Below are 16,663 nucleotides of genomic sequence, written 5' to 3' on the forward strand. Positions count from 1 at the left end.
GGCGGGCGCAAAGATTTCCGGGTTCGGCCATCCATTCCTCGCCGCGCAGCCGCGCCCCACCGGCAGGCAGGACCCAGTGTCGGCGAAAAGAAGCATTCCAGCGGCTGAACGCGTCATAAGCCGGAGGCGCGCGGGAGGTTTCCGTTAAGCGCGAATTTCCGCACCTTTGTGCAATTTTGACGAAAATATTACATCTCATGCGGAAATCCGGGAAAACCGGGAGGTCAGCCGGGGCAATTCGGTAAAATTGCCCGCGACGCTGCTGCTAGCCTTCTTCCAGCCGAAAGGCGGAACAGGGAAGAAGGATAATCAGGAATGACGGACAGGTTTGTCGTCGGATTCGACGGCAGCGAAGCGGCGCAACGCGCGCTGGATTTCGCTTTGGAACGCGCGGCGGCACAGGGGGCCATGGTGGTCATCGTTCATGTGCTGGAATGGTCGCCCTATTCGTTTTTGACGCCGACAGAACTCGAAGAGCGCCACAAGCGCCGAACAGAGGAACTGGACCGCGCCGAAAAATCGCTGATCGCGCCGGCCAAGGCGGCTGTCGAGGGTCGGGGTGTCCCGGTCGAGACGGTTCTGCGCTATGGCCACATCGCCGACACGCTGTGTGATGTCGCCAAAAAACAGGGGGCCGCGCAGCTGTTCATCGGACGCAACGGCCATTCGCCCTTGGGCAGCCGGGTGTTTGGATCGGTCGCCGGATCGCTGGTACAGACCGCGCCGGTGCCCTGCACCATCGTCCCCTGAAGCGCCGACCAGAACAGGACAATCTCATGAAACGATTTACATCTCGCCTGACGCTTGCCGCTCTGGCCCCGATCCTGCTGGCAGGCGCAGCCTCCGCGCAGGAAACCTCGATCGACCAGAAGGTCAACGACATCTTTGCCGGGGCGACCGGCTGGTTCGTGAATTTCATCTTCAGCCCGTTTCCGGGCACCAGTTTTCCGTGGATCGTGGCCTGGCTGGTGGTCGCGGCAACGGTTTTCACCCTGTATTTCGGGTTTATCCAGTTCCGCGGCTTCGGGCATTCCATCGCACTGGTCAAAGGCGACTATTCCGACCCGAACGACGCGGGTGAGGTCAGCCACTTTCAGGCGCTGGCAACGGCGCTGTCGGGCACCGTGGGTCTGGGCAATATCGCCGGGGTCGCGGTGGCCGTCGGCATCGGCGGACCGGGGGCGACGTTCTGGATGATCCTCGCCGGGCTGATGGGCATGGCGTCAAAGTTCACCGAATGTACGCTGGGCGTGAAATACCGCAATGAATACCCGGACGGCACCGTGTCGGGCGGTCCGATGTATTACCTGACCAAGGGTTTTGCAGAGCGCGGTCTGCCGGGGGGCAAGATCCTCGCCGTGCTGTTCTCGATCTTCTGTATCCTCGGGGCCTTTGGCGGCGGCAACATGTTCCAGGCCAACCAGGCGCATCAGGCGATCACCGGTGTCGTCGGCGAATACCCCGGTTTCGTTACCGGGCTGATCTTTGCGGTCATCGTCTTTGTCGTGATCGTGGGCGGTTTGAAGTCCATCGCCTCGGTGACGGAAAAGGTCGTGCCCTTCATGGCCGTGATCTATGTCGGTTCGGCGGTGATCATCCTGATCATGAACGCCAACATGATCGGCTGGGCCTTTGGCCAGATCTTTGCCGGGGCCTTTACCGGGCTGGGCGTCGCGGGCGGTATGGTCGGCGCGCTGATCCAGGGGTTCAAGCGGGCGGCCTTTTCGAACGAGGCGGGCGTCGGCTCGGCGGCGATCGCGCACTCTGCCGTGCGCACCAAAGAGCCGATCACAGAGGGCTTTGTGTCCCTGCTGGAGCCGTTCATCGATACGGTTGTGATCTGCACCATGACGGCGCTGGTCATCATCATCACCCAGCAACTGGTGATCGATGAGGCCACGGGCATCTACCTGCTGAACGAGGCCGGAACGGCGATCAGGACAGTTGGCGACACGTCCGGCGTTGGTCTGACGGCGGCGGCCTTTGGCAGTGCCTTCAGCTGGTTCCCGACGGTGCTTGCCGTTGCGGTGATCCTCTTTGCTTTCTCGACCATGATCAGCTGGTCCTACTACGGGCTGAAGGCCTGGACCTACCTGTTCGGTGAGGGCAAGACCAAGGAAATCACCTTCAAGGTCATCTTCTGCGTCTTCGTCGTGATCGGTGCCTCGGCCAACCTTGGCCCGGTGATTGACTTCTCGGACGCGGCGATCTTTGCCATGGCGGTTGTGAACGTCTTTGGCCTGTATTTCCTGATGCCAATCGTCAAGCGTGAGGTCGACAGCTACCTGTCGCGGCTGAAGTCGGGCGAGATCAAGAAGTTCACCGAGTGATGATCGGGGTCATGTGAAACGGAAAGGGGCCGCCTGTTGGGTGGCCCTTTTTTTGTGGAAATTCGGCTTGGCAATGCGATCCGGGTCTTGCTAAGCTTGAAGAAGGTGGTGCCTTCATTGATGTAAGGCACGGTCGCGGCGGTAGGTGTCGCGATGGTCTTGGCAGGAATTGTCAGGTCCAACCATGGAAATGCGGGGCGGTGGAAAGAGTTCAACTCGACCATTCTCCTGCGCGGGCGTTTGCCTCCTATCCGGGGCCGGGATTAGTCCGGTGCGCATTCGTTTTGGAATGAAACCCAAAACAAGGATGCGTTTGGATGAAAAACACGATCAAGAGACTACGAAAGCAGAAGTGGGCGGCCCAGAAAGGGCGGTGCTATTATTGTGGGCAACCCATGTGGGAGACCGACGCGGACGCCTTTCAGCGGGAACACGGCGTGACTCCCGGGCTGGCCAAAAAGTTTCAGAGCACCGCAGAGCATCTGAAAGCCCGGTCGGAGGGAGGCAGCGATGCTGCTGCCAACATCGTCGCCGCCTGCCTTTACTGCAATCGGACGCGCCATTCGGCGCATAACCCGCTCGATCCGCTAAGCTACAGGCGGCGCGTTCAGACGCGGCTTGAAAACGGAAGGTGGTTGCGTCTGAGGGGAATGTGAGGCCCCGGTCTTGCCCGGAGCTTCAAGCGTGATCAGGCCGCCGCAAACCCCTTGTCCAGCGCGCTCAGGATGGTGTCGATCTCTTCTGCGGTGATGGTCAGCGGCGGGGACATCAGGATGTTGTGCGCGCCAAGGCGGACCATCGCGCCGGCCTCATAGGCGGTCTGGTGAATGCGCTTCATGGTGTCGTTGTCCATCGGCGTCTTGGCGGTCCGGTCGCTGACAATCTCGATCCCGGTCATCAGCCCGTGCCCGCCGCGCACATCGCCGACGATGTCGTGTGTCTCGGCCAGTTTCAAAACGCCTTCATGCAGTTGCGTGCCCCGCGCGGCGGCATTGGTTTTCGTATCGAGCCGCAGGGTCTCTTCAAGGCAGGCGATGACCGCCGCCGCGCCCACCGGATGCGCGGAATAGGTGTAGCCGTGGTAAATGGCCCCCTCCGCGCCGGAGGTCTCGAACACCTCCGCCACCTTGCCGGAAATCAGCGCGGCCCCAACAGGGAAATACCCCGAGGTGATGCCCTTGGCGGTGCACATCATGTCCGGCTTGACGCCCCAATGCCGCGCGCCCGACCAGTCGCCGGTGCGGCCAAAACCGGTGATGACCTCGTCCGAGATCATCAGGATACCGTGACGGTCGCAGATCTCACGCATCAGCGGCATAAAGCTGGCATCCGGCACGATCACGCCGCCCGCACCCTGTATCGGCTCCATGATGAAGGCGGCGATGGTGTTTGCGCCCTGAAACTGGATCTCGTCCTCCATCGACTGGGCGATGAGTTGCGCCAGCCGCGCGGGGTCCGTCTCATTGAACGGGTTGCGATAGGTGTAAGGCGCGGGCAGATGGAAACAGCCGGGCAACAGCGGCTCATAGCCAATGCGAAAGCGATTGTTGCCGTTGACCGATGCGCCGCCGAAATGGGTGCCGTGATAGCCCTTTTTCAGGCTGAGGAACTTGGTGCGCGTCGGTTCGCCCCGTAGCCGGTGATATTGCCGCGACAGCCGCAGGCAGGTTTCAACCGAATCCGACCCGCCGGAGGTGAAAAACACCCGTTCGATCCCGTCGGGGGCAAAGAACTCCTGCACCTTGTAGGCCGCTTCAATCGCGGGCGGGTTCGAGGTGCCCGCAAAGGCCGAGTAATACGGCAGTTCAAACAGCTGATCCGCGATGGCCTGCTTAACTTTGTCGTTGGAATAGCCAAGGTTGACACACCAGAGCCCGCCCACCGCGTCCACCGCACTGTGGCCGTCGATATCGGTGATGGTGCTGCCTGCCGCGCCCTTGATGATCTTGGGCGGGGTGACCTGCGCATCGCCGGGATGTCCCATCGGGTGCCATAGCTGACGGGCATTGTTTTCCTTGAGAAAGTTCTCGTCCTTCATGGCGCGACTCCGCTGAGAATTTTGATCAAATCTGGCAGGGCAGGCGGGGGCTGTCCAGAGGGCGGCGGGGAAATGGCGCGAACCGGATGGCAAACGGTTTGGGCGAATGAACAGGTGCCGTGTTAGGGTCGCCCTGCACAGGCTTTCAGGAGTGACCTCATGCGCCTTGTTCTTGCGTTTCTCTCGGTGCTGGCAGGGTCGGCCGCGGCACTGGCCGAGCCCGCGCCGCTCTCTGTCCCCGGAGAGATCGTCGTGCCATTCAAAGGCGTGGATCAGTCCGCATTGCGCGGGTTTGCGCAGGACCGGATCACGCATATCACCTTTCATCACGAAGGCTTTGCCGGGGCGGATGCCGATCTGTTCCGCCGGGCCAGTGCCGCGCGCGACCGGCAGACCATCGACCAGCGGGTCCGCAACATTCATGCCTATCACGCCGGCGAGGCGGGGCTGGGGATGTTTGCCTATCACTACGCGGTCGACAAGGCGGGCAATATCGCCAAGGGGCGGCCCGTGTCGCTGAAACCCTCGACCCGGTCGACAGAGATCGGATCGCGCAAACTGGCGGATTTCGACGGGCATTTCGCGGTGATGGCGCTGGGCGATTTCAACTACGAAACCCTGACCCCGGCGGGGCGGCTGGCCTATGTGCGGGTCATGTCAGAGGCGCAGCGCGCCTACCGGGTGCCGACCGCGCAGATCCAGCCACACAAACACCACGCCGCCACCTCCTGCCCCGGCACGCATATCCTGAAAGAAGCGGGGGCCTTGCAGGAGATGGTCCGGCACTACAGCCTTCAGGCGGAACTGGTGGCGCGGGGCTGTCTGAACGACACGCCCAACGGAAAATGGGGGCCGAAAAGTCGTCGCGCCCTGCGCGCCTTCAGCAAGGGCAACCGGGGGGTGGTGGCGCAGCCTGAGGTCAGTGACGCGGCACTTTTCGGGATGCTGGACGCGCCGCGCGCGACCTGTCGCTGATCTGGCACGAAACCGGCAGCGCAAACGAAAAACGCCGCCCCGAGGGGCGGCGTTTCGATACCGAAAGGCGTTGGATCAGAAACCCAGGCCTTCGTATTTTTTCTTGAACTTCGAAACGCGGCCACCTTGGTCAAGGATGCGACCGGTGCCGCCGGTCCATGCCGGGTGCACCGTGGGGTCGATGTCGAGGACGAGCGTGTCGCCTTCCTTGCCCCAGGTCGAACGTGTCTGGTATTCGGTCCCGTCGGTCATCTTGACGTTGATGATGTGGTATTCGGGGTGCAGGTTCTTTTTCATGTCACGGGTTCCTTACGCGTCTGCGCCGGCGGTCTTGGTCTTGAGCGCCTTGTAGGTTGTGTCCTCTGCGATCCGGGCCGATTTGCCACGGCGCGCGCGCAGGTAGTACATCTTGGCGCGGCGGACGCGGCCACGACGGACGACTTCGATGCTTTCGATGTTGGTCGAGAACAGCGGGAACACACGTTCCACGCCTTCACCGAAGGAAATCTTGCGGACCGTGAACGAGGCAGCGATGCCCTTGCCGTTCTTGCGGCTGATGCAGACGCCTTCGTACATCTGGACCCGTGTGCGGGTGCCTTCGGTCACTTTGTAACCCACGCGAACGGTGTCGCCGGGTTTGAAATCGGGAATGGTCTTCCCGAGCGAGGCGATCTGTTCGGCCTCGAGCTGTGCGATCAGGTTCATCTGACCTTCTCCTATGTGCGTCGCGGTTTTCCCGCGGAGATGTCTGGCGATTGCTTTCCTCCCAACCGGGAAAAGAGATGCGCCAGCTTTTGTTTGTTCTTAGATGGTCCCGTGAACGGTCCCACAAACTCAATCGGCACCGAGTCGCCCCGGCACCGAAAGATGCGCGTGTGTACGGGTGGGCGCGCCGCAAATCAAGGGCAAAGACGGGGGCGGATCAGCCGTCATTCGCCTGTATCCATTGGCTCTGGCCCCGCCTTGCCCGCCCACGCGGCGGTGGACCGTTCGCAAGACGGCGCGCCTTTAGTGGGTCGAACACGCATCCAGCGTGACGCCGTTCAGCGTGGTGGCGTTCAGATTGGCCACAAGCGTCACGTTTGTCCGGGTATTGCCCATAGCAGACCCGAGTTTTCGGAGGCAGTCCCCAACGCCCAGATCTGCCTCGATCATAACGATGACGGACCCGGATTGAGGGTCTGACAAAGAGACATTCAGGACCTCGGGGTCTTCGTCGAAGGCCGGCTCTGTGACAGAATATGAAACGATTTCATGCCCCTGAAAGGTCCATGTCACATAACTGCCCTGAGTGGCGCGCTCCCACGCGAGGGCAGGGGTGGCGGTCATCAGGACCGCAAGGCAAAGGGGAAGGATCGGCTTCATGACGCTTTTGCTCCGTTTGAGGTGGGCAAGCGTTGCACACGGGGACACCCGTGTATAGCGCGCCGCACGGCGGGCCAGACCCGCAACGCGCCACAGGCCGCGCCCGGCAGAGGCGGCCTGTGGCCGTGTCCCGCCCCGGCGTCAGCGGGCGGGGCCGTCGACCCGCGGGCGCATGTCGGACCAAAAATATGAGGACAGAAAGCGCGCGCTGACCCATCCTGTCTGACCGTCCGCGCGCACCTGCATCCAGACGCCCTGAACGTCGTCGACGATGCGGCAGTCGCTGATCTCGATCTTTTGCTCGGCGCGGAGCCGCCCGGCAATGGCGGCATTCAACGAGGGTTGCGCCCGCATGTTGACTTCGCGGACAGCGGTTTGGGTCAGGTCGTTGTCATCGACATAGTCGGAGGCCCCGTTCAGATCGCCGGACCAGAACTGCCCCTGCTTGGTCAGGCTGCCGGAATGGCAGCCATAGGTGTCGGCCAGCAGCGCCACCGGCGCGGCGGGCGGCCGGAACCTGTCCACCGGCACGGCGCAGAACTGCCGCCCATCGGCCTGACAGGGCGGCGACCCTGCCCGCATGTCGAGCCCGATGGTGCCGTCATCGAACAATTCCACCACGCAATGCGCGGCCCCGTTCAGGCTGCCCGCGATGCGGCGGCTGCCCAGCAGGGCGGTCATGTCCTCCAGGCTGGTTTTGGCCGGGTCCGGAGTGATGCCGTCAATGTAGCCGAATTCATAATCGACAAAGGACCGCCGGATGTCCGGCGCGGCCACAAAGGCGGTGCGGCACAGCCCGGCCACCGTATCCATCATCAGTGCCGACTTGTGGATCGGGCGCGACAGGATCGGCGGGCCCACCGGGGTCAGGCGCATGGCATGGGTGCGGATACCGCCGCGCAGGTAGAAGAAACTGTTGGCGTCGCGATGCTCCAGCGCCTCGGACAGCAGGATCGGCGGGGCGACGCCGCCCATGATCAACGAGGTATACGCCTGCACGATGTCGTAGGTGACGTTCATCATCTGCCGCGCCTCGACGGCCTGCGTGGCCTGCGCCTCTGGCAACAGCCCCATGTGAAAGCCTAGTTCTGCGCCATGTTCGATAAAGCGGGCGTCGTCGCCATAGGCGATGTCGCGGGTCGAGGTCGCCAGCGCCACCGCCAGCGCGCAGGCGGACAGGCACGGTGCGTCGCGCAGCACGAATATGCCGTAGAGATCCGGGTCCTGACTTTCGAGAATGCCTTTGAGGTAGTGCCCAAGGGCGATGCCCTCGACAAAACTGCCGCCGGGGCTGTCGATCACGATCAGCTTGCCCCATGTGGTTTCCAGCGCCGCGCGGATGCGGTCGGTGTCGCCGGGATTGATCCGCCCCGAAAGGTGAAAAACTGTCGCGTCGCGAATGCCCTCGTTTAATCTGTCCGGTCCCCAGTTGCCCGAATAGATCGACTTCAACTGCATCAGGCGCGGGATCAGGTCGGGGCGTTTTTCGGCGTCCATCGCGGCGGCGGCGACTGGCAAACAGACTGGCAAACAGAGGGTCAGCGCACACAGCAACTTTCTGAGAATGGCCATTCGGGAAAATCCTTCTTGTCGGAAATGCGGGGTCAGTCCTTGCGGTCCTTGTACGCCTGCCAAAGATCGGGGCGCCGCTCGCGCGTCAGCGCCTCACTCTGGTCGCGGCGCCAGTCGGCCACCGCGCCATGATTGCCAGACATCAGGACCGGCGGGATCGGCAGGCCCTGCCATTCGGCGGGACGGGTGTATTGCGGATGCTCCAGCAGACCGTCGGAAAAGCTTTCCTCTTCGGTCGAGTCCGCATTCCCGAGCACGCCGGGCAACAGCCGCACCACCGAGTCCAGCAGGACCTGCGCGGCCAGTTCGCCGCCGGTCAGGACATAGTCCCCGATCGACACCTCGGCGATGCCGAAATGATCGATCACGCGCTGGTCCAGCCCTTCGAAGCGCCCGCAGATCAGCGTGACACCGGGCCGGGTGGCCAGATCGCGCGCCATGTCCTGCGTGAACGGGCGCCCGCGCGGGGACAGGTAGATCAGCGGCGCGCCCGCGCGCTGACTGGCGCGGGCGGTGGCGATGGCGGCTGCCATGACGTCGGGGCGCAGGACCATGCCCGCCCCGCCACCGGCAGGGGTGTCGTCGACGTTCCTGTGCTTGCCCTCACCAAAGGTGCGCAGCGGCACGGTATTCAGCTGCCATTTGCCTTCCTTCAGTGCCTTGCCGGTCAGCGACAGGCCTAGCGTGCCGGGAAACGCCTCAGGGAAAAGCGTGATGATCTGCGCCCGAAAGGCGCGCGCCAGTTCCGGATCCTGATCCATCAGATCGCGCGGTTGCAGCGTGGGGCGGATGGTCTTGCGGCCGTGTGACCGGCTGGGAGGTGTCTTGTCTGACATGCGAAGTCCTGCTGTTCCGCCCCTGTTACCGCGAGGCAAGGGCGGGGGGCAAGCAGACGGCGTCAGAGATAGTCAGAGCGGTTGGGGGCCGCGACGGGGTGCCCCTTGGCAAGATCCCAGGCCGGGCGCGGGCGGGGCTTGTGGCCCTCCAGCACCGTGAACACACATTGCGGATCGGGCCAGCGGGCGGTGTCGCTGAGGCTGGCCAGCGCATCCAGTTCGACAGTCAGCCGCCGGGCCGCGTCCGGGGCGGGGACAAAAGCAAGCCCGTGGTGCCGGTAAACGCCCGCGTTGCAATTGGCGATGATCCGGCGGACCCGATCAAGGAACGCCGAGTCGCCGTCGATATACGCGTTCTGAAGCTGTGCACCATCGGCAAGGCGCGACAGGAAGACGGCCACGCTTGCCTTGTCGCAATCGGGCTGCGCGGCGCACCACAGCGCGGCGTCCCGCTGGGCCGGGTCCGCCGGGTCGTGGTCGGTCATGATGCGATGCCACAGATCAACGTCAGGCGTGTTCAGGCTTTGCAAGGCTTCGACAAGATTGCGGGGCACCGGGTCGGCGGCCTGCACCACCCGCGTCGCCTGAAAGGCGGCGAAGGCGCGGTCGTATGTGGCGCGGGTTTGGGCAATGGCGTCGATTTCCTGACGCAGGCCGAGCACCACGTCGGGACGCTGAAACATCTGGGCGATCCGCCCCGCCTCACCGGGCTCGGCGTTCAGGCACCGCTCCAGCAGCGTGAGGGCAAGGGTCAGGTCCCTTGGCAATGACGCGATGTCGGTCATGTTCCAACTGTCCAGAAGGCGCGACAGGATGCGGGCGACGGCGATGGCGCGGGTCGGGGGGGAATCGGGTTCGGCCCGCAGGTCGACCGCCGCGACCAGCGACTCGGCAATCGCCAGCCGTTGCGCGCCAAGCGGCGGCAGATCCGATCCGGGGCGGCGCAAGGCGGCCCGCCGCAAGAGCGCGGGACCATGGCGGTGGGGCCGGTCCCCACGCAACGAGGTCATCAGCGCAAAGACGCTGCCGGCGCTTCCGATGACCATACCCACGGGCAAGATGGCCGAGGAAATCGGCACAACCACCAGAATGGCGGCGGGACCAAGAGCCACTGCCGCAAGGACAAGGCGATAGACCAAAACGTCCATGTAATCCCCCTCAAAACCAATTCGATTGCGGCTAAAATTAGACAAAAATTATGGCCGCAAAGTGGTCTGAAAGGTGCCAATTTCCCTGTAGAGGTTTCCGGGTGGTGGACAGTGCGGGGGTTGCGGGGTGGCTGTTGCCCGAGACGGTCAAGTCGGTGAAGCGGGCCTGAGCATCCGTGCATCGGGGCGGCGAAATCCGGGCAGATTCGCGTCAATCCCTATGATTGCAAGGCCTTGCGGCTGACACAATTCTGGCGGTAGCGATACGCCTACGTCTCGTCGAACAGTCCCTCGGGCGGGTCGGCGACAATGCGGCCCGCGGTCAGGTCGACCGTGGGCACGACGGCCAAGGTAAAGGGCAGCAGCACGGTGCGGGACAGGCCGGGCACCTGAAGCTCCAGCAGGTCGGTGGCGCCGTGATTGTGGACCGCGTTGACCGTGCCCAGCGCCGCGCCACCGGTATCGAACACCGCAAGGCCGATCAGATCGGCGTGGTAATATTCGTCATCCGGCAGGTTGGGCAGGCGGTCGCGGGGGGCAAAGAGGCGGGTGCCGCGCAGGGCGTCCGCCTGTTCCTTGGTGGTCACGCCCGACACCTCGGCGGCGAAACCGTTCTTGATCTCGCGCAGGATCTGGATCTCGAAGCTGCGAGAGCCGTCTTCGGTGGTCAGCGGGGTATAATCCTCGACCGCGTAGGGATCGGCGGTAAAGCTCTTGAGACGCACTTCGCCATGGACACCGAAAGCGCCCGCAATGGCGCCGACGCAGATCGTATCAGTCATTGTGATATGTCGAAACAGACGCCACCGCGTGCCTCGCCTCCCCGGATTTCGCAGCGATCATGCCACGTGATCTCCGAATACAGAAAGCCTGCGGTGAATGCCACGGCCAGAAGGATGACAAGGCGGATCAGGCGGAACATGGCACCGCCGGGTCGGCGGGACGGGACTCGTGCTGTCGCACATCGCCCGCCCGCCAACCCGTCCACCGGGGCCCGGCAGGGCCATGGGACGGCTGGGGATCTTTCCGCTGGAAAGACCCCATGACCGAGGGAGGCATCCGCCGGAGTCCCCGCGCCGCGATCAGTCGGCGGCGGGCTCTGCGGCCGCTTCGGCAGCCGCTGCGGCCTTGGCGGCCTTCTCTTCTGCGCGGTCCTGAGCCTTCTTGCCCGGTGCGCCTTTCTTGGGGTTGCTGCGCTCTTTTTTCTCAATGATCTCGGCAGCTTCGAGGAAACGCGACACGCGGTCGGTTACCTGTGCGCCTTGACCCAGCCAGTATTGGATGCGCTCGACGTCCATCTTGACGCGGTCTTCGCTGTCCTTGGCGAGGAGCGGGTTATAGGTGCCGAGCTTTTCGATAAAGCGGCCGTCGCGGGGCATGCGGCTGTCCGCTGCCACGATACGGTAGAAGGGACGCTTTTTCGAGCCGCCACGGGCGAGACGAATTTTGACTGCCATTGGTTTTCTCCTTGGATGGCGTGTGTGACGGAAGGTCCGTCAGGATTGGTGTTGCTTGTGGTGCTGGATGACTTCCTGAATGACGAAGTTCAGGAATTTCTTGGCAAATTCCGGGTCGAGATCGGCCTGGAGCGCCAGATCCTGGAGCCGCGCGATCTGTGTGTCTTCGCGCGCGGGGTCGGATGGGGGGAGGTCGTGCCGCGCCTTGAGGACGCCCACGGCCTGCGTGTGTTTGAACCGCTCTGCGAGCGTGAAAACAAGGATCGCGTCGAGCCTGTCGATGGACTCGCGGTGTTCCTTGAGCAGGTCGGCGGCAAGGGAAACGGCGTCGTTCATCGGGCGGTCCTTTTGGTCGAATTGGGCCATGCACAGGCCATGCACAACCCATGCACAACCGATGCGCACAAGATGCGCGGACCGCAGGCAGCGGCGGCGCGGGAAAGGGTGTCAGTCAATGGCCCAGCCTTTCGGTTTGAACAGGGGATCCTGATAGTGAGCGATTTCCATGGCGACGCCATGGCCCACCTGCCCGCCCAGATGATCCGGCGCGGGGTGGCGGTAGACCGCGTCGCTGCCGTCGATGGTCGGCGCGTCGTGGTCCTTGGTGCAGCCAAGCCGCTCTGCCAGGCGGATGGAATCGAGGTTCTTGGGGTCGATGTAGCTGACCGCCGTTGTCCAGCCGCAATCGCGATACAGATGGCGGCGCACCCGGTCGGTGGCCTCCAGCGCATAGCCCTTGCCCGCCTTGTCCGGCCAGATGATCCACGCGATTTCCCGCTCCGGCCATTTGGCCGGGAACCAGCCACCGGCCATGCCCACGGTCTCGCCGGTTTCACGCAGGTGCACCATCCACATGCCAAAGCCGCGGATTTCCCAATGGCCGATCTCGGCGGCGTAGAGCATCCATGTCTCATAGGCGTTCAGCGGCCCGCCCATGAACCGCGACCGGTACGAGGCAAAGGTGGCCTTGAAGTCGGGATAATCCTCAGGCTTGGGGCTGCGCAGCACCAGCCGTTTCGTTTCGAGCACGGGAATGTCACGGTGGCCCATCAGTCGGCCCCTCTGAGGTGACGGTAGACATGGGTGCCGTCGGTCAGTTCCGCCTCGGCATAGGCGTCGCGGCGGGCCCCGAGCCGGGCCATCAGCGCGATGCAGCGGGCGTTTTCCGGCGCGACATAAGACACGACGCTGTCCCAGCCCAGAACGTCGAAGGCATGGGCGCGCACAGCTTCGAGCGCCTCGAAGGCATAGCCTTCGCCCTCGATCTCTGCGGTGAGAAAAATGCCCATTTCCGGTTCCGGGTCTTCGTATTCGAACCCCAGCAGCGCAAACCCGGCTGACGGCGTGGTGCTGGCGTCGATGGTCCAGAGGCCAAAGCCGTGCAGCAGCCAGCAGGCGGTGTAGTTGGTGAAGTCCGCCCAGGCGGCGTCACGGCTGAAAGGTCCGCCCATATGAACGGCGCGGTCCGAGCAGAGGATACCGGCGTAGGCGTCAAAGTCGTAGATGCGCGGGCCGCGCAGTTGCAGCCGCCGCGTGTCCAGCACCGGCAGCCGGCCACCCAGACGGGCGGCGGCGCGGGCACCGGGGCCGGGGGTGTGTTGTTCGCAGGGCGCGGTCATGCGGGCCCCCGGATGTGGCGCCAGACCTGCGCCGGATGGCCCAGCAAGTCGCGGTCGCGCTCATGCGTGGCGCCAAGCCGTTCGGCAACCCGGCGCGACGCGACGTTTTCGGGGTGCACATAGGAAATGAGCGGGCCAAGTCCGCGCTCTGCCCCGGCCCAGTCCCGCACGCAGGCCGATGCCTCTGTGGCGTAGCCGTTGCCCTCGAAGCCGTCGAAAATGTGCCAGCCCAGTTCCGGTTCGTCCCACATGACATGATTGACCACGCCGACGCGCCCGACCTTTTGACCGTCGTGCAGCACCATGAAGAACCCGTAGCCGCGCAAGGCCCAATGGCCGAAGCCGGACAGAAAGCCGCGCCACTGTGCGAACTCATCCTGCACCGGACCGCCGACAAAGCGCGCCCGCGGCGAGGCCATGAAGGCGGCGACCGGTGCGAAATCCTCTTCCAGCGGGGTGCGCAGGGTCAGGCGGTCGGTGGTCAGGGTGATCTGGGGGATCATGCCAGCGCCTCCGGTCCCGGATGGCGCCAGAGTTCGTCCTCCCCCATGTTCTCATTGTGGTAGGTGCGTTCGTACTGCGCGCCAAGGCGCTGGGCCAAGGCGGCGGAGCGGGTGTTGCCCGGCACGATGTTCGAGGTCAGCGTGGTCATGCCCAGATCGTCATAGGCCCATGCGCGGGCGCGTTCCGCCGCCTCGCGGGCGATGCCCTTGCCCTCAAAGCCGTCAAAAACCACCCAGCCCAGTTCCGGTTCGGGCCATGTTTCCGGGAACCAGAGGCCGCAGATCCCGGCGGCCTGACCGGTGGCCTTCAATTCGATCACGAAATAGCCATAGCCGTGCCAGTGCCAGTGGCCGACGTTCAGGGCGAACCAGCGCCATGCGTCGCCGCGCAGCGGGATGTGGCCAAAGCCGTCAGACCGCTGGGGATCGCGCAGGAAGGCGATGACCGCCTCGGCGTCCGCCTTTTCAGGGCCGCGCAGGATCAGACGATCGGTTTCGATGCGGGGGGCGTTGGTCAGGCTCATGCGTAGGCCTCCGGTCCGCCGTCGGTGTCGGGGCTGTGCCGGTAGACCACGTCGACGTCGTCATAGGTTGCGGCCTGCGGGTCCAGTTCGGCCCCCAGTCGCCGCGCCAGCGCGATGGACCGGGTGTTGCGGTGGTCGATATAGGACACCAGCGTCGGCATGCCCTGCTCCCACGCCCAATGCAGCGCGACAGTGGCGGCCTCAAAGGCGTAGCCGCGGCCTTCGAAGCCGTCGAAGAGGATCCAGCCCAGTTCACGCTCGGGGAAATGCGGGGGGTGGGTGATGGCGACCTGACCGGCGAGATCGCCGTCGACGTCGATGGCCCATGCGCCAAAGCCCATCAGATCCCAACTGCCCACCTCGGAGGACAGGCCGTACCACAGGTGGGTCCGGGACTTGGGGGCGTCCATAAAGCTGGCCCGCGTCGAGGCATAAAACGCCTCGAACCCGTCCATGTCCGACAGGACATGCGGGCGCAGCGTGGCGCGCGGGGTGTGGAGTGTCGGGGCCGGCATCGAGATTACTTTTTCTTGCCAAGGCCCGACAGGCCGGGGGGCAGTGCCGCGCCGCCGCCCATGCCGGGCAGGCCGCCGGGCAACTTGGCGCCCAGTTGTTTGGCCGCCGCCTGCATCGCGGCGGGGTCCATCTGGGAGGGGTCCATGCCGGGGGGCATGCCGCCCTTGCCGCCGAACATGCCCTTCATGGCCTGTTTCAGCATCCCGCCTTTGCCCATCTTGCCCATCTTCTTCATCATGTCGGACATCTGGCGCTGCATCTTGAGCAGCTTGTTGAGGTCGGACACATCCATGCCCGCGCCCTTGGCGATGCGCTTCTTGCGGCTGGCTTGCAGGATCTGCGGGTTGGCGCGCTCTTTCTTGGTCATCGACTGGATCAGGGCGATCTGCTGCTTCAGCACCTTGTCGTCCATCCCGGCCTCAGCCGCCTGTTTCGACAGTTTGCCCATGCCGGGCATCATCGACATCATGCCCTCCATGCCGCCCATCTTGATCATCTGTTCCAGCTGCATCTTGAGGTCGTTCATGTTGAACTGACCTTTCTGGAAACGCTTCATCATGCGCTCGGCCTGTTCGGCCTCCAGCGTCTGCTGCGCCTTTTCCACCAGCGCGACAATGTCGCCCATGCCAAGGATGCGGCCCGCGACACGCTCGGGCTCGAACGTCTCCAGCGCGTCCATCTTTTCGCCAAGGCCGACGTATCTGATCGGCTTGCCGGTGACGGCGCGCATCGACAGGGCGGCACCGCCGCGCCCGTCGCCGTCCATCCGGGTCAGGACGACGCCGGTGATGCCGATGCGGGTGTCGAAGTTCTCTGCCGTGTGCACGGCGTCCTGACCGGTCAGGCCGTCGACCACCAGCAGCGTTTCGCGCGGGTTGGCGACATCGCGCACCGCCTCGACCTGAGCCATCAGTTCTTCGTCGATGGACAGACGACCGGCGGTGTCCAGCATGTAGACGTCATAGCCGCCCAGACCGGCCTGCGTCTTGGCGCGCTTGGCGATGGCAACGGGGTCTTCGCCCTTGACGATAGGCAGGGTGTCGACACCGATCTGGGTGCCGAGGATCTGCAACTGTTCCATCGCGGCGGGGCGGTTGACGTCCAGCGAGGCCATCAGGACCTTCTTGCCGTCGCGCTCTTTCAGCCGTTTGGCCAGCTTGGCGGTGGTGGTTGTCTTGCCGCCGCCCTGAAGGCCGACCATCAGGATCGGCGCGGGCGGGTTGTCGATGCGCAGCTTGCCGGGGTCGCCGTCTTCGCCCGCCAGCACGGCGATCAGTTCATCGTGGACGATCTTGACGACCTGCTGGCCGGGGGTGACGGATTTCGTGACGGCGGCCCCGGTGGCCTTTTTCTCGACCGCCTTGATAAAGTTGCGCGCCACGGGCAGCGAGACGTCCGCCTCCAGCAGCGCCACGCGAACCTCGCGCAGGGCGGTGCGGACGTCATCCTCGGACAGGGCGCCCTGCTTGGTCAGCCGGTCAAAGACGCCACCAAGGCGTTCTGAGAGATTTTCGAACATGAGGGCAGGCCCTCCTTCTCTTCTATCTGTGCCCCTGAAAGGTAGGGGGCCTCACCCGGTGACTCAATCGCGGATGGACAATGCGCGAAATCCCCCACGGGCTTTTGCCAAACGGGTGCGCCCCCGTGGGCGCAACGCGCTGACGGAGGGCGATCCCGGGCATAGCCCAAGGGACCGGAAGACTGCAAAGGCTTCCGGGAGTCCGGGTCGGATAGGCGAAGGCGCGCGCCGAGTCAAGTCTGCGGGCGGTAAGGGTCTGTT

The 16,663-nt window shown here is 64.1% G+C and carries 21 protein-coding genes; 4 read left to right on the plus strand and 17 right to left on the minus strand.

The features are described from left to right. The first annotated feature begins 315 nt into the window (after positions 1-315). The 3 genes from ACN0S5_RS14245 (at position 316) to ACN0S5_RS14255 (ending at position 2,986) form a co-directional block, all read left to right on the plus strand. Positions 316-750, plus strand: coding sequence for a universal stress protein (locus ACN0S5_RS14245; RefSeq protein ID WP_417209314.1), 435 nt, complete (start codon positions 316-318; stop codon positions 748-750). Positions 751-776: 26 nt separating this feature from the next. Further along, a complete protein-coding gene (locus ACN0S5_RS14250; RefSeq protein ID WP_417209315.1) occupies positions 777-2,330 on the plus strand; it encodes an alanine/glycine:cation symporter family protein in 1,554 nt (517 codons plus the stop codon). A 317-nt stretch (positions 2,331-2,647) separates the two neighbouring features. Next, entirely contained in the window at positions 2,648-2,986 is a 339-nt protein-coding gene (locus ACN0S5_RS14255) for an HNH endonuclease (RefSeq protein ID WP_417209317.1), read from the plus strand. 32 nt (positions 2,987-3,018) lie between these two features. On the opposite strand, the gene ACN0S5_RS14260 is transcribed toward ACN0S5_RS14255, so the two are convergent. Further along, positions 3,019-4,368 (minus strand): aminotransferase class III-fold pyridoxal phosphate-dependent enzyme, encoded by a 1,350-nt coding sequence (locus tag ACN0S5_RS14260; RefSeq protein ID WP_417209318.1) that lies wholly within the window; start codon positions 4,366-4,368, stop codon positions 3,019-3,021. A gap of 159 nt (positions 4,369-4,527) precedes the next feature. Here ACN0S5_RS14260 and ACN0S5_RS14265 point away from each other — a divergent pair, with 159 nt between their 5' ends. After that, positions 4,528-5,343 (plus strand): hypothetical protein, encoded by an 816-nt coding sequence (locus tag ACN0S5_RS14265; protein ID WP_417209319.1) that lies wholly within the window; start codon positions 4,528-4,530, stop codon positions 5,341-5,343. A gap of 75 nt (positions 5,344-5,418) precedes the next feature. Here ACN0S5_RS14265 and rpmE read toward each other — a convergent pair whose 3' ends face one another. The 16 genes from rpmE to ffh all read right to left on the minus strand — a co-directional run bounded on the left by rpmE (position 5,419) and on the right by ffh (position 16,402). Next, a complete protein-coding gene (gene rpmE, locus ACN0S5_RS14270) occupies positions 5,419-5,640 on the minus strand; it encodes a 50S ribosomal protein L31 (RefSeq protein ID WP_323767270.1) in 222 nt (73 codons plus the stop codon). Between the two features lie 12 nt (positions 5,641-5,652). Further along, positions 5,653-6,048 (minus strand): 50S ribosomal protein L19, encoded by a 396-nt coding sequence (rplS, locus tag ACN0S5_RS14275; protein WP_417209321.1) that lies wholly within the window; start codon positions 6,046-6,048, stop codon positions 5,653-5,655. A 303-nt stretch (positions 6,049-6,351) separates the two neighbouring features. Further along, the gene (locus tag ACN0S5_RS14280; protein ID WP_417209322.1) at positions 6,352-6,708 is read right to left on the minus strand and encodes a hypothetical protein; all 357 of its coding nucleotides are present in this window, start codon (positions 6,706-6,708) and stop codon (positions 6,352-6,354) included. Positions 6,709-6,849: 141 nt separating this feature from the next. Continuing rightward, on the minus strand, positions 6,850-8,280 hold the full coding sequence (locus tag ACN0S5_RS14285) for an SH3 domain-containing protein (protein ID WP_417209323.1): 1,431 nt from the start codon (positions 8,278-8,280) through the stop codon (positions 6,850-6,852). Between the two features lie 32 nt (positions 8,281-8,312). Further along, positions 8,313-9,116, minus strand: a complete 804-nt coding sequence (gene trmD / locus ACN0S5_RS14290; protein ID WP_417209324.1) for a tRNA (guanosine(37)-N1)-methyltransferase TrmD — start codon at positions 9,114-9,116, stop codon at positions 8,313-8,315. A 62-nt stretch (positions 9,117-9,178) separates the two neighbouring features. Next, entirely contained in the window at positions 9,179-10,264 is a 1,086-nt protein-coding gene (locus ACN0S5_RS14295; RefSeq protein ID WP_417209326.1) for a hypothetical protein, read from the minus strand. Between the two features lie 269 nt (positions 10,265-10,533). Further along, positions 10,534-11,046 carry a ribosome maturation factor RimM gene (gene rimM, locus ACN0S5_RS14300; RefSeq protein WP_417209328.1) on the minus strand — a complete coding sequence of 171 codons (513 nt, stop codon included), beginning with the start codon at positions 11,044-11,046 and terminating at the stop codon, positions 10,534-10,536. Further along, the gene (locus ACN0S5_RS14305) at positions 11,043-11,186 is read right to left on the minus strand and encodes a hypothetical protein (RefSeq protein ID WP_417209329.1); all 144 of its coding nucleotides are present in this window, start codon (positions 11,184-11,186) and stop codon (positions 11,043-11,045) included. The genes rimM and ACN0S5_RS14305 overlap by 4 nt, the downstream gene beginning before the upstream one ends. Before the next feature lie 160 nt (positions 11,187-11,346). Continuing rightward, the gene (rpsP, locus tag ACN0S5_RS14310) at positions 11,347-11,721 is read right to left on the minus strand and encodes a 30S ribosomal protein S16 (protein ID WP_417209330.1); all 375 of its coding nucleotides are present in this window, start codon (positions 11,719-11,721) and stop codon (positions 11,347-11,349) included. A 39-nt stretch (positions 11,722-11,760) separates the two neighbouring features. Further along, positions 11,761-12,057: a chorismate mutase gene (locus ACN0S5_RS14315; RefSeq protein WP_417209331.1), complete on the minus strand. Its 297-nt coding sequence runs from the start codon at positions 12,055-12,057 to the stop codon at positions 11,761-11,763. Between the two features lie 111 nt (positions 12,058-12,168). Then, entirely contained in the window at positions 12,169-12,771 is a 603-nt protein-coding gene (locus ACN0S5_RS14320) for a GNAT family N-acetyltransferase (RefSeq protein WP_417209332.1), read from the minus strand. Then, a complete protein-coding gene (locus tag ACN0S5_RS14325; RefSeq protein WP_417209333.1) occupies positions 12,771-13,340 on the minus strand; it encodes a GNAT family N-acetyltransferase in 570 nt (189 codons plus the stop codon). The genes ACN0S5_RS14320 and ACN0S5_RS14325 overlap by 1 nt, the downstream gene beginning before the upstream one ends. Further along, complete coding sequence (locus tag ACN0S5_RS14330; RefSeq protein ID WP_417209335.1) at positions 13,337-13,843, minus strand: GNAT family N-acetyltransferase; 507 nt, start codon at positions 13,841-13,843, stop codon at positions 13,337-13,339. Before ACN0S5_RS14330 ends, ACN0S5_RS14325 begins: the two co-directional genes overlap by 4 nt. After that, positions 13,840-14,367, minus strand: a complete 528-nt coding sequence (locus ACN0S5_RS14335; RefSeq protein WP_417209337.1) for a GNAT family N-acetyltransferase — start codon at positions 14,365-14,367, stop codon at positions 13,840-13,842. Before ACN0S5_RS14335 ends, ACN0S5_RS14330 begins: the two co-directional genes overlap by 4 nt. Beyond that, positions 14,364-14,882: a GNAT family N-acetyltransferase gene (locus tag ACN0S5_RS14340; protein WP_417209339.1), complete on the minus strand. Its 519-nt coding sequence runs from the start codon at positions 14,880-14,882 to the stop codon at positions 14,364-14,366. Before ACN0S5_RS14340 ends, ACN0S5_RS14335 begins: the two co-directional genes overlap by 4 nt. A gap of 5 nt (positions 14,883-14,887) precedes the next feature. Further along, positions 14,888-16,402 (minus strand): signal recognition particle protein, encoded by a 1,515-nt coding sequence (ffh, locus tag ACN0S5_RS14345; protein ID WP_417209341.1) that lies wholly within the window; start codon positions 16,400-16,402, stop codon positions 14,888-14,890. Positions 16,403-16,663: the final 261 nt, after the last annotated feature.

Origin of the sequence: Antarctobacter sp., assembly GCF_048262615.1 — a bacterium.
Taxonomy (GTDB): domain Bacteria; phylum Pseudomonadota; class Alphaproteobacteria; order Rhodobacterales; family Rhodobacteraceae; genus Antarctobacter.

What these genes read in the sequence shown, in the direction of transcription:
- ACN0S5_RS14245 (WP_417209314.1), top strand. Translation starts at nt 316, where the DNA reads ATGACGGACAGGTTTGTCGTCGGATTCGACGGCAGCGAAGCGGCGCAA.
- ACN0S5_RS14250 (WP_417209315.1), top strand. Translation starts at nt 777, where the DNA reads ATGAAACGATTTACATCTCGCCTGACGCTTGCCGCTCTGGCCCCGATC.
- ACN0S5_RS14255 (WP_417209317.1), top strand. Translation starts at nt 2,648, where the DNA reads ATGAAAAACACGATCAAGAGACTACGAAAGCAGAAGTGGGCGGCCCAG.
- ACN0S5_RS14260 (WP_417209318.1), bottom strand. Translation starts at nt 4,368, where the DNA reads ATGAAGGACGAGAACTTTCTCAAGGAAAACAATGCCCGTCAGCTATGG.
- ACN0S5_RS14265 (WP_417209319.1), top strand. Translation starts at nt 4,528, where the DNA reads ATGCGCCTTGTTCTTGCGTTTCTCTCGGTGCTGGCAGGGTCGGCCGCG.
- rpmE (WP_323767270.1), bottom strand. Translation starts at nt 5,640, where the DNA reads ATGAAAAAGAACCTGCACCCCGAATACCACATCATCAACGTCAAGATG.
- rplS (WP_417209321.1), bottom strand. Translation starts at nt 6,048, where the DNA reads ATGAACCTGATCGCACAGCTCGAGGCCGAACAGATCGCCTCGCTCGGG.
- ACN0S5_RS14280 (WP_417209322.1), bottom strand. Translation starts at nt 6,708, where the DNA reads ATGAAGCCGATCCTTCCCCTTTGCCTTGCGGTCCTGATGACCGCCACC.
- ACN0S5_RS14285 (WP_417209323.1), bottom strand. Translation starts at nt 8,280, where the DNA reads ATGGCCATTCTCAGAAAGTTGCTGTGTGCGCTGACCCTCTGTTTGCCA.
- trmD (WP_417209324.1), bottom strand. Translation starts at nt 9,116, where the DNA reads ATGTCAGACAAGACACCTCCCAGCCGGTCACACGGCCGCAAGACCATC.
- ACN0S5_RS14295 (WP_417209326.1), bottom strand. Translation starts at nt 10,264, where the DNA reads ATGGACGTTTTGGTCTATCGCCTTGTCCTTGCGGCAGTGGCTCTTGGT.
- rimM (WP_417209328.1), bottom strand. Translation starts at nt 11,046, where the DNA reads ATGACTGATACGATCTGCGTCGGCGCCATTGCGGGCGCTTTCGGTGTC.
- ACN0S5_RS14305 (WP_417209329.1), bottom strand. Translation starts at nt 11,186, where the DNA reads ATGTTCCGCCTGATCCGCCTTGTCATCCTTCTGGCCGTGGCATTCACC.
- rpsP (WP_417209330.1), bottom strand. Translation starts at nt 11,721, where the DNA reads ATGGCAGTCAAAATTCGTCTCGCCCGTGGCGGCTCGAAAAAGCGTCCC.
- ACN0S5_RS14315 (WP_417209331.1), bottom strand. Translation starts at nt 12,057, where the DNA reads ATGAACGACGCCGTTTCCCTTGCCGCCGACCTGCTCAAGGAACACCGC.
- ACN0S5_RS14320 (WP_417209332.1), bottom strand. Translation starts at nt 12,771, where the DNA reads ATGGGCCACCGTGACATTCCCGTGCTCGAAACGAAACGGCTGGTGCTG.
- ACN0S5_RS14325 (WP_417209333.1), bottom strand. Translation starts at nt 13,340, where the DNA reads ATGACCGCGCCCTGCGAACAACACACCCCCGGCCCCGGTGCCCGCGCC.
- ACN0S5_RS14330 (WP_417209335.1), bottom strand. Translation starts at nt 13,843, where the DNA reads ATGATCCCCCAGATCACCCTGACCACCGACCGCCTGACCCTGCGCACC.
- ACN0S5_RS14335 (WP_417209337.1), bottom strand. Translation starts at nt 14,367, where the DNA reads ATGAGCCTGACCAACGCCCCCCGCATCGAAACCGATCGTCTGATCCTG.
- ACN0S5_RS14340 (WP_417209339.1), bottom strand. Translation starts at nt 14,882, where the DNA reads ATGCCGGCCCCGACACTCCACACCCCGCGCGCCACGCTGCGCCCGCAT.
- ffh (WP_417209341.1), bottom strand. Translation starts at nt 16,402, where the DNA reads ATGTTCGAAAATCTCTCAGAACGCCTTGGTGGCGTCTTTGACCGGCTG.